Origin of the sequence: uncultured Brachyspira sp. (assembly GCF_934747485.1) — a bacterium.
In the GTDB taxonomy this organism is placed as follows: domain Bacteria; phylum Spirochaetota; class Brachyspiria; order Brachyspirales; family Brachyspiraceae; genus Brachyspira.
Window position 1 is genome coordinate 1 of sequence record NZ_CAKVGN010000081.1, and the last position, 11542, is coordinate 11542.

11 protein-coding genes are annotated in these 11542 nt (G+C 28.7%); 9 read left to right on the forward strand and 2 right to left on the reverse strand.

Annotation, left to right across the window (positions count from 1 at the left end):
* Positions 1-148 precede the first annotated feature (148 nt).
* The 4 genes from Q0H31_RS11730 to Q0H31_RS11745 all read left to right on the forward strand — a co-directional run bounded on the left by Q0H31_RS11730 (position 149) and on the right by Q0H31_RS11745 (position 3924).
* Positions 149-910 (forward strand): hypothetical protein, encoded by a 762-nt coding sequence (locus tag Q0H31_RS11730; RefSeq protein WP_295298402.1) that lies wholly within the window; start codon positions 149-151, stop codon positions 908-910.
* A gap of 211 nt (positions 911-1121) precedes the next feature.
* Positions 1122-1334, forward strand: a complete 213-nt coding sequence (locus Q0H31_RS11735; protein WP_295298404.1) for a hypothetical protein — start codon at positions 1122-1124, stop codon at positions 1332-1334.
* A gap of 269 nt (positions 1335-1603) precedes the next feature.
* Positions 1604-2956, forward strand: a complete 1353-nt coding sequence (locus Q0H31_RS11740) for an MATE family efflux transporter (protein WP_295298406.1) — start codon at positions 1604-1606, stop codon at positions 2954-2956.
* A gap of 38 nt (positions 2957-2994) precedes the next feature.
* Positions 2995-3924, forward strand: coding sequence for a glycosyltransferase family 61 protein (locus Q0H31_RS11745; protein WP_295298408.1), 930 nt, complete (start codon positions 2995-2997; stop codon positions 3922-3924).
* 165 nt (positions 3925-4089) lie between these two features.
* Here Q0H31_RS11745 and uvrB read toward each other — a convergent pair whose 3' ends face one another.
* On the reverse strand, positions 4090-6129 hold the full coding sequence (gene uvrB, locus Q0H31_RS11750; RefSeq protein WP_295298410.1) for an excinuclease ABC subunit UvrB: 2040 nt from the start codon (positions 6127-6129) through the stop codon (positions 4090-4092).
* A gap of 473 nt (positions 6130-6602) precedes the next feature.
* Between uvrB and rsmH the strand changes: the two genes are divergently transcribed.
* From rsmH to Q0H31_RS11775, 5 genes are all read left to right on the forward strand, one after another.
* Positions 6603-7496, forward strand: a complete 894-nt coding sequence (gene rsmH / locus Q0H31_RS11755; protein ID WP_295298412.1) for a 16S rRNA (cytosine(1402)-N(4))-methyltransferase RsmH — start codon at positions 6603-6605, stop codon at positions 7494-7496.
* 11 nt (positions 7497-7507) lie between these two features.
* A complete protein-coding gene (locus tag Q0H31_RS11760) occupies positions 7508-7843 on the forward strand; it encodes a septation ring formation regulator EzrA (protein WP_295298413.1) in 336 nt (111 codons plus the stop codon).
* Between the two features lie 60 nt (positions 7844-7903).
* Positions 7904-9427 carry a UDP-N-acetylmuramoyl-L-alanyl-D-glutamate--2,6-diaminopimelate ligase gene (locus Q0H31_RS11765; RefSeq protein ID WP_295298415.1) on the forward strand — a complete coding sequence of 508 codons (1524 nt, stop codon included), beginning with the start codon at positions 7904-7906 and terminating at the stop codon, positions 9425-9427.
* Between the two features lie 132 nt (positions 9428-9559).
* Entirely contained in the window at positions 9560-10057 is a 498-nt protein-coding gene (gene tpx, locus Q0H31_RS11770) for a thiol peroxidase (protein ID WP_295298416.1), read from the forward strand.
* Between the two features lie 75 nt (positions 10058-10132).
* Positions 10133-10618, forward strand: a complete 486-nt coding sequence (locus Q0H31_RS11775; RefSeq protein WP_295298418.1) for a glutathione peroxidase — start codon at positions 10133-10135, stop codon at positions 10616-10618.
* 152 nt (positions 10619-10770) lie between these two features.
* Here the strand turns inward: Q0H31_RS11775 and Q0H31_RS11780 are convergent, their stop codons facing one another.
* Positions 10771-11355, reverse strand: a complete 585-nt coding sequence (locus tag Q0H31_RS11780; RefSeq protein WP_295298420.1) for an HAD family phosphatase — start codon at positions 11353-11355, stop codon at positions 10771-10773.
* Positions 11356-11542: the final 187 nt, after the last annotated feature.

Below are 11542 nucleotides of genomic sequence, written 5' to 3' on the forward strand. Positions count from 1 at the left end.
ATTGTTTATCTTTACTTAATTTACTGCGTTTCATACTTAAATTTTAACAAATTTCAGTTATCTAGGACAGCCCCAAAGAAAATAATAACTATATGGAAACATATAGTTATTTATTTATAAATAAAAAAATACTTTTGGAGTTTGTATTATGAAAAAACTTATTATAGGCTTTATGATGATTTTATCATTGAGCGGAGGTTTGTTTGCACAAAATATTGGTGAAAAAACAGGAAATGCATTTTGGGATTATATGCATGGCAGGAGTTTATTTGGTATTAACTTTGGTCCTACATTATATGCTGGGCTTTTTGATATTGGTGTTAGGTTTTTAAATATAGATCAAATGGTTACATCTGGAGGAGGAGATACTAGCGGAACTGATTTAAGATCAAAACATTATGCTTTTGGTTTAGGTTTTAGCTATGACTTTGCACCTCTTAATTTTATGACAGTTGGGCTTGATATTGGTTTTTCTGTTGGAGAGATTAAAGCTGGACAAGACAAAATAACTTTCAGTACTATTCCTTGGTCTTTAAATGTTAAGTTTTTCTTTTGGAAAAATGCTCCTTTCGGCTTTTTCTTATCTCCAAGAATTGGCGGAACTGCTTTGAGGGTTAATGGTTATGGTCCAAATATAGAGGCTAATGGTATTACTAGCTTATATTCTCATGGCGGTCTTTATTTATCTCTTGAATTAGGCTGGAGAATACAGTTGTTCCCTAAAATGGGTGCTAATTGGCCTGTACAAGTTGGGTTAGATATTTCTTTATTTGATTTAGGTTATTATGTTGCTCCTTGGGCTAAACCTGTATTTGATGTTCCTCAATTTGAAGGCTTAAAAAGTTTTGCTGTGTTCGCTAATATAAGAGCTTTAATACTTCCTCGTATAGGTATTACTTTGAGATTCTAATTTAATATTTTTGATAGTTACAAGCCTGCATGCATTTTTAATGTTTTAATGTATGTAGGCTTTTTTATATCTATATATTTCTATTTTTAGTGTAATTTATTATTTTAATAATAGTCCTAAATTTGACTTTTATTTTGTTGTATGCTAATAGCTTACTGCCATATTGTTTTGCTTTGTAGGATATTTTAATGGATGCGGGAAGACATTATTTGTGATGATACAGGGAATAGTGGGGGCTTTCTTTGTGAGGATACCTGTTGTATATTTGATGAGCCATATTGATAATGCTTCTCTTTTTTATATAGGTCTTGCTACGCCGATATCATCTGTAGTGCAGATAATTTTATGTTTAGTAGCTTATAATTATTATAAGAGATATTTATATAATTCGGAGAAGTTGGAGAAATCTTATTCTGTTATTTAATAATATTAGAGATGTTTAAAAAATAGCTTTATGTAATTTTATTTTAGATTTTATATCTAATCAATAGATTTAATATTGTTTATTTGCACTTTTTGGTTCTTTTGACGAAGTCCGCACCGCGAGCTGCGGGAAAAAGAACTGGGGTGCAAAGCCCTGCAAGTATTTAAAAAAAATATAATTTTTGATAAACTTAAATTTTTTACTATGTATTTGTATTTTTTTAAAAACACGTATAACATATATGCATAATTTTTTTGCGGGTTTTTATTATGACAAAAGACATGACTGTAGGAAGTCCGTTTAAGACTATAATATATTTTTCTATACCAATGCTTATAGGAGGAATATTTCAGCAATTCTATGGAGTTGCAGATACCATCATAATAGGCAAGTTTGTAGGTTCAAGGGCATTAGCTTCTATTGGGGCTACCACTTCTACTATGTTTTTCTTTTTATCTTTTGCTATAGGTTTTACTAATGCTTTTTCTATAGTAATGGGGCAGTTCTTCGGAGCCAAAAATGAGAGTATGCTTAAAACTACTTTTCTTAGTTCTATATATTTAACATTATTTAGCTCGTTTATTCTTTTTATACTTGGCATATTTTTATCAAGACCTCTTATGATATTATTACAAACTCCAGAAGACATAATAGATAATTCTGTATTATATTTACAAATATGTGTGGGTTTATCATTTGGGCAGCTTATATATAATGGAGCTTCTAGTATATTAAGAGCTTTGGGAGACAGCAAAACTACTTTATATTTTTTAATACTTACAACTGTTTTAAACATTATATTAGATTTAGTTTTTGTTGCTTTACTCAAAATGAATGTATTGGGTGTTGCCATTGCTACTGTAATATCACAAATAATATCTGCTTTTTTAAGTGTGTTGTATATTGTTAAGAAATTTCCTATATTAAAACTTCAAAGAGAGGATATTGTTTTTAATTTTGAGAATTTATTTATGATAATAAAAATAGGTGTTTCTATGAGTATACAGGCAATATTTTTATCTATAGGGGAGATGATTATAAGCGGAGTTGTTAATACATTCGGCACTAATGTTGTAGCATCATACACAACAGGAAACAGAATAAACCAATTTGCTTCTATGGCATATTTTGTGGTATCTGAGGCTTTTGCTGTTTATGTGGCACAAAATTTCGGAGCACAAAAGTTTGAGAGAATTAAAGAAGGTTTTAGAAGTATAATAATATTATCATTATCTTTAAGTTTATTATCTACTTTTGTAATATTTATATTCGGAGATAATTTAATAAGACTCTTTATTTCAAGCAGCGATGAATATATAGAAGTAATAGTAGAGATATGCAGAGGCTATTTAAGAATATCATCAATGTTTTATCCGTTTTTATCTATAATATTATTATACAACAACTCTATAAGGGCAATAGGAAAAGCACTTATTCCTTTGATTTCCGGAATAGCTGAACTTGTTATAAAGGTTGGAGGTTCAGTATTTTTGTCTATACCATTTGGATATGTTGGTATATGGTTTGCAAATCCTGTTGGCTGGGCTTTGGGTATACTGCCTTCTTGCATTTATTTTCACAAGTATGCTTTTAAAAAGCAAAAATCATTTTCAAAAAATTAATTATTATATTATAATATAAAACAAAAGGGCTTTTTAATATGGGTTTTGGAAATAAAATTTTAAATGGCAAGATAAGAGAAAAATTAGGTATAAATATTTCTAATAAATTAAGAGATAATTCGGTGTCTATAAATGATGTAGATAATGAATTATATATATCATATCCTTATTCAAGTATAAATAATTTCTTATGCAAATTAAATAATGCTAAAATATATTCCAGCTGGGGATTTTATTTTACAAATGATAATAAACTCATAAAAGAAACTATGCCATTTGAAAGAATATTATCTTTATATGGAGAACTTGGCGGCAGATTCGCCTTTTATAGATTGAGATTTAAAAAGAAAACGAATTTAAATGTTTTTAGTTTGCAATCTGTATGGAATGTGTGTTTTGGACATTGGATACATGAAACTTTACCTAAACTTTTTATATTAAAGGATTTAGGATATATAGATAAAATAGATGCTATTATTTTGGGAGATGGTTGTAATTCTAAGTTTCATAAAGATAGTTTAGCTATTTTTGGAGTTGATAAGAAAAAGATAATATATATATCTGATGAAACAGAGATTTTATGCAAGAACTTATATTTATCTTCTTTTCCAAGTAAAAATACTCATTATCCTGATATTTGGGTATGTAATAAATATAGAGAATTATCAAAAGAATTAATAAAAAATTATGATATCACAAAATTTCCAAAAAAAATATATTTAAGCAGAAAAAATGTAAAGACTAGAAAAATTTTAAATGAAGATAAACTTATGGAAATATTAAGCAAATTAGGATATAAGATGATATGCCCTGAAGATTATTCTTTGCAAGAGCAGTTTTGCATGTTTTATAATGCAGACAAAATAATATCAATACTTGGAAGCGGTCTTACAAATCTTGTATGCTCTAAAGAAAACATATCAGTGCTTGGGATAGTGCCGAATATAAGACCCGGAAGATACATATGAATATATCGTTAATACTATAGGAGGAAAATATTTTCAATATATAGAAAATAATGAAAAAAATTATAGGTATCAAAATATGCATAATAAAACAAATGATTTTGATTTTTATATTGATTTAGATAAGTTTAAAAATGCTTTGGAAGAGTTTGAAAAATAATGCTTATATTATTTATTTGCCTTTTTTGAAGTGATATTTTTATGCACATGTTTTTTTACTGGCTTTAATTGTTTAAGCTGATTTATTTTCTCTCTTATTTCAATAGCCTTTTCAAACTCTAAGCTGTCTGAAGCTTTTTTCATCTCTTTGTCAAGCTCTTTTATATAATCATCGCTTTTTTGCTCAGGGTCAATTTTTACTCTTTCATTGAAACGCCTAAAGTCAAAATGAAGCTCATAAGAAGTTTCAACTTTTTCTTCTCTTTCAATTATATCTTGTATTTTTTTGATTATTGTTTTTGGAGTGATGTTATGTTCTTTGTTGTAGTCCATTTGTATTTTTCTTCTTCTTTCTGTTTCATCAATGGCTACTTTCATAGCATCGCTTATAGTATCAGCAAACATTATTACTCTGCCGTTAGCATTTCTTGCAGCACGTCCTATAGTCTGTATTAGGGTAGTGGTGTTTCTTAAAAAGCCTGTTTTGTCTGCATCAAGTATTAGTATGAGTGATACTTCAGGTACATCAAGCCCCTCTCTCAAAAGGTTAATACCCACAAGCACATCAAAAGCCCCAAGCCTCAAATCTCTTATTATCTCAACACGCTCTACTGTTTGAATGTCTGAATGCAAATAACGAGTTCTTACTCCATTTTCATTTAAATATTTTGTGAGGTCTTCTGCCATTTTTTTAGTGAGTGTTGTTATAAATATTCTTTCGTTGTTGGATATTGTTTTTTTTATCTCTTCAAGAATTCTATCTATTTGACCATTTATAGGGTATACTTCAATTATAGGGTCAAGGAGTCCTGTAGGGCGAATGATTTGCTCTACAACTTGGCTGCTTTTTTTAAGTTCATATTCTGCAGGGGTTGCACTAATATATATTGTATCATTAGTGAGGTTTTCAAACTCTTCAAAAAATAATGGGCGATTGTCTAATGCCGAAGGAAGCCTAAAACCGTATTTTACTAAAGTCTCTTTTCTGCTTCTGTCTCCAAAAAACATTCCTCTAATTTGAGGAACACTCACATGCGACTCATCTATTATAGTTAAAAAATCTTTTGGGAAATAGTCTATCAAACAAGCAGGTCTATCTCCCTCTTTACGTCCTGATAATGGGCGAGAATAGTTTTCTATGCCTGCACAGTAGCCTACTTCTCTAAGCATTTCTAAATCATATTTTGTTCTTCCGTATATTCTTTCAGCTTCTACTAACTTTCCTTCGGATTTAAATTTATTATACTGCTCTTCAAGTTCTTCTTCTATTAACTTTATTCCTGCTGTTAATTTGTCGCTTCCTGTAACGAAGTGCTTTGCAGGATATATTACAACTCTATCTTGCTCTGCAATTTTTTGTCTTGTGATGGGGTTAATTTTTATGATGCGTTCAACAGTATCCCCAAAAAACTCTACTCTTATAACCTCATCAGAATAGGCACTCATTATCTCTAAAGTATCTCCCATTACTTTAAACCTTGCCCTCTCAAGCACATCTTTAACTCGTTCATATTGTATAGACACTAATTTTTCAATAATTTCATCTCTGTCATATTCTTCGTCTTTTTCTATTGCTATATAGAGCTTTCTATAATCTTCAGGAGAACCCAAGCCGTATATACAAGAAACAGAAGCAACAATTATAACATCTCTCCTTTCAAGAAGCGAGGTAGTAGCTTTAAGCCTTAGCCTATCAATCTCATCATTAACTGAGGCATCTTTATCAATATATAAATCTTTAGCAGGAACATAAGCTTCAGGCTGATAGTAATCATAATAAGAAACGAAATACTCAACTGCATTGTTTGGAAAGAAGTCTTTTAATTCTCTGTAGAGCTGTGCTGCCAAAGTTTTGTTATGCGACATTACAAGAGTAGGGCGGTTAGCTTTTTCTATAACATTTGCTATAGTGAAAGTTTTTCCGCTTGCAGTAACCCCTAAAAGAGTTTGATATTTATTTTTATTTTCAAGCCCTTTAACTAAAGAGTCTATTGCTGTTATTTGGTCGCCTGAAGGTTTGAAATTAGATTCTATTTTAAAACTTTTCATTGTGCCTCGTTAATTAATAATTATGCTAAAATCATTTTATAACATAATTCTTAAAAAGTAAAACATAAGACTTGTTTTAAAACTAAATTAAGAAATATTTACAGCATTTTTAATTTTACTATTTAAATTTTTATAACGGGGCTTTGCCCCGCACCCCAGTTCTTTTACCGACGCTCTGCGTGCCTGCGGCAAGGTACCTTCGGTATTGGTATAAAAGAACCTTATATCCTTCGGATACGCTTCGCGAAGAACTGCATTCTTATTATAAATTTTATAATTTAATTGTACATTAAAAGGCACTCCTCCGCACGACTAAGAAGTTATAATTAAAGAATAACATTACCGTGCGGCAAGGTGGTACAGCTCGTACGCGGGAAAAAGTTGATAATATATCCTTATAAAAAAATTAATTATTTAAACAATAAAATTGCTTATATTGTTTTTTATAATAGCTTATACCGATAATATATGATATGGATAATAATATAGTTCATACACCTGTAATGCTTAAAGAAATTCTAAGCTTCATACCAGAAAATGCAAATATTGCAGTGGACGCTACATTAGGTGAGGGCGGACATACTAAGGCAATGCTTGATTTAAATCTTGAAGTTCATAGCTTTGAAAGAGATGATAAAATACTTGAAGTTGCAAAGAATAGGCTTAAAGATTATAAAAAGTTTCATTATTATAACAACACTTATGATAAGATGTTAGAAGAGCTTGATGAAAATGTTATTGGCAATGTTGATTTTATGCTTTATGACCTTGGGGTTTCTATGTTTCATTTCAAAAAGGCAAATAGGGGATTTTCTTTTAAAGATGATGTTAAACTTGATATGCGTCTTGGTATTAACAATAAAAGTGCTTATGATGTTATTAATAGCTATTCAGAAAAAGAGCTTGAGAGAGTTTTTAGAGAATACGCAGAGTTGCATAATGCTTCAAAGATTGCAAACATTATAATAAATGAAAGAAAGAAAAAAACTATAGAAACTTCCAAAGAATTAGAAAATATTATATTTCATCATACGGATAAAGCAAAAAGATTTGGTAAGATTCACCCTGCAACATTAGTGTTTCAGGCTATAAGAATAGAGGTTAATGATGAGCTTAATATATTAGAAAAATCAATTTCCAATATCAGCAAAATTTTAAAAAACGGCGGAGTTGCTGCTATAATGAGTTATCATTCTTTGGAAGATAGAATAGTTAAGAGATTTTTAAAAGACAATGAAAAAACTAAAAATAAAGATGGTATATTTAAATTACTAAATTCTAAGGTTATAACTCCGACAAATGAAGAGATAAAATTAAATCCAGCAAGCAGAAGTGCTAAACTTAGAGTTGCAAAATTAACAGTTTAATTTGAGGTTTTATGAAAAGCAAAAAAGTTATTGACAATAATAGAGAAGTAAAAAAAGAAAAAAAAACATATAGTCTTGGTGCTGTATTTTTGGTTGTTATAATATTTGTAATAATTTCTATAGCTCTTACTTTTATAAGAAATATGAAGTCTAATGAAATTTTAAAAGAAGTTCATAATTTGGATAGGCAAATAGAGATTTTAGAAAAAGAAGTGAAAGTGCTTACTGCAAAAGAATCAGAATTATCTTCTCCAAATAGATTTATAGAAACGGCTATAATTAATGGCTTTAGTTCTGCTGGAACTGAAGATGATATAATATATTTAAAAATAGAGTCTGATAAATAATATTTTACTATTTATAAAATTTTAGTAATTTAAATTAATAAATAATTTAGGTAAATAAAAATGAAATATTTTAAAGATGTTATAAAAGGCTATGATAATTTAAATACTAAAGAAATAACAAAAGAAAGCTTAAAATTAGAAGTAAAATCCATAGCATATAATTCAAAACTTGTAAAGAAAAATTATATATTTGTTGCCATTAAAGGCTTAAAAGATGATGGGCATAAATATATAGAAAGTGCTATTAAAAATAAAGCAAGTATTATTATTTATGATATTTCTGCAGATAAAAGTTTTATTAAAAATCTAAAAGAAAAATATAAAAATGTTTGTTTTGTAGGAAGCAAAAATCCAAGAGAGACTTTAGCATATATAGCTTCTAAACTATATGATGAGCCTACAAAAAAAATGCATTCTATAGCAATAACAGGAACTAATGGAAAAACTACTACAAGTTATCTATTAAAAGCTGCTTTAGAGAGTAATAAAAATAAAACTGCTCTAATAGGCACTATAAAAAACATGATAGGCAAATCAGAAATAAAAACTAATCTTACAACTCCAGAATCTGTAGATTTAGAAAGTATTTTTTATAAGGCGTATAAAAAAAATGTTTCTCATATTGTAATGGAAGCTTCTTCGCAGGCACTTGCTATGGACAGATGCGACTATATTAATTATGATGCTGCAATATTTACAAACCTCACTGAAGACCATTTAGATTATCATGTAGATATGAAAAATTATTTGAAGGCTAAATTAAAATTATTTTCTCTGCTTAAACAAAGCTCCAAAAAGAAAAAATTAGCTATTATAAACATTAACACAGATTATTTTAAAGAGATAAAAAATTATATAAAAAAATTAGATTTAAAAATGGTTACTTACGGCTTAAATGAAAAAGCGGACTATTATGCCAAAATTATAACCCTAAACTCTAAATATAGTGAATATGAGTTTTATGCTAAGGGAAAGTTTATATCAAAAGTAAAGCTATCTCTTTTGGGAGAGTTTAATGTGGTTAATTCTTTATCTGTTTTAGCTTATGCTTATGAATATAAATTAGATATAGAAAAAGTAATAAAAGCTATTAGAAAGGTTCAGGTTTCCGGAAGGTTTGAAATAGTGAGCGGCGAAAAATGTCATTTTATTGTGGCGGTTGATTATTCTCATACTCCAGACAGTTTAGAAAATATATTAGTGGAATCTAAAAAATTAAAGCCTAATAGGGTGATAGTGGTATTTGGCTGCGGAGGGGATAGAGATAGAAAAAAACGTCCTATAATGGCTTCTATTGCAGAAAAATATGCTGATATATCTATATTAACTACAGACAATCAAAGAACTGAAAGCATAGAGCAAATAATGTCTGATATAGAAAGTGGTTTTACTAATACCAATTATAAAAAGATAATAGACAGAAAAGAAGCTATATTTGAGGCGATTAAAGAAGCAAAAGAGAATGATATAGTAATAATAGCAGGCAAAGGTCATGAAACATATCAAATATTTCCAGACAAAACTATTCATTTTGATGATAAGGAAGTTGCTAAGGAAGCATTATCAAGTATTGGTAAATGTTAGAATATTATAAAAAACATGCTTCTATCTATTGACTTTATTTATTTAAAGATATATAGTTTTTTAAATAATATTAATATATATAAATATTATATTTTTTGATTTTAATTTTTTTATTTGAAGGAGATAAATATTATGAAGATAACATTTCAAGGCGGAGAAGTACATTTAGAAGGTGTAGCATTAGTAGAAGGTGCTAAAGCTCCTGATTTTACTGGCGTTAAAACAGATTTAAGCCCATGGTCTTTAAAAGATGCTGGCGATACAGTAAAAATTATTTCTTCTGTACCATCTTTGGATACTCCTGTATGTGATGTACAAACTAAAAGATTTAATAAAGAAGCTTCTTCGTTAAAAGGTGTAACAGTTGTAACAGTTTCTTTAGATTTACCTTTTGCTCAGGCAAGATGGTGTGCTGCTGCTAATGCTAATTCACATATAGTATTATCAGACTATGCTGAAAGAGATTTTGGTAAGAAATTTGGTACTTTAATAAAAGAATTAAAACTTCTTACTCGTGCTGTATTTGTACTTGATAAAAACAATGTTGTAAAATATGTACAGTATGTTCCAGAAATCACTAATGAACCTGATTATGAATCAGCAATAAAAGCAGCTAAAGAACTTTTATAATTAAAATATTTTTTTAGAAATTAAGCATATCTTTATTTTTAAAGGTATGCTTTTTTTAAATAAGGAGTTTAAGAAATGAGTATATATGACTATACAGTAAAAGATGCTGAAGGCAAAGATGTAAAATTAAAGAAGTATGAAGGAAAAGTTTTGCTTATAATTAATAGTGCCACTAAATGAGGGTTTACTAAACAATATTCTGCGTTGCAGGATTTATACAAAAAATATAAAAAAGAAGGTTTTGAAATATTAGACTTTCCTTGCAATCAATTCGGCGGACAGGCAAAAGAGCCTATTGAAGAAATTGCTGAGTTTAGAAAAGAAAAATACGGCATTACTTTTAAGCTATTTGATAAAGTAAAAGTTAATAGCAAAAATGCTGATCCTTTATTTACTTATTTGAGAACCGAAAAGCCAACAGAAGAAGGTATTGATAAAATAAGATGGAATTTCGGTAAGTTCTTAATAGACAGACATGGAAACATAGTTGGACGTTATGACCCTAGGGTAAAACCTGAAGAACTTGATGAGATAGTGGGCGAGTTATTGAAAAAAGAATAAAAAATATAGTTCTTTCTATAGCTTCGGTATATTGAAAAATTAGACATTATAAATATGCTTTTATAAATAAATTATAGAAGCATATTTTTATTATTTTAGTTTTGTGGTATTATATTGCTTGAATAAAACGAGCATACTGTAAAATATTAAAATTATTTAGCCCAATTTTCTACTTTTATTACCCAAGCTTTAGTTTGATAAGCTGCCTCTAAACCTACTTCGCTGTCTTCAAAAATGACTGTCTCTTTATTTGAAACATTGAAATAATCCATGCATTTAAAAAATATCTCTGGGTGGGGTTTTTTATTTATTATATCCTCGCCTGTTAATACTAAATCAAATATATTATCTAATTTAAACTCTTTTAATATGCCGTATACTCCATTTGGTGAGGCTGTTGTTGCTAAGGCTAATCTTTTTTTATTATGATTGGACAAGATTGTATCGTAAATAAAAGGGTGAATATCTAAAAGATTAAGATTGTTTAAATATATTTCCTCTTTTTTAGTATGTATCTTCTCAATTAGAACGTCTTTCTCTTCTGTCATTTTATTTAAATCCAATATATTAGACACAAAAGTTTTATAATGCAAACCAAAGCATTTTTTATAATAATACTCTTCATCGAGATTTATATTAAACTCTCTAAAGGCATTGCTATATGAATAGTAATTTAAATAAGCACTGTCAATTAAAGTGCCGTCCATATCAAATATCAATAGTTTTATATTTTGCATAATTAGTACCTATATTTTTTTGAATTATATCATAAAAATAAAATTTTGCATAGATTTTTTAAAACTAAAAAACGTGCAATATCTGTGGCTCCTAAACAACAAGCTATTTCTTTTTGCACAGGAGCCAGACATATTGCAGTTAGGAATTCCTTAATTTCTTAAAGTATAGCATAGGTGTATCATAATT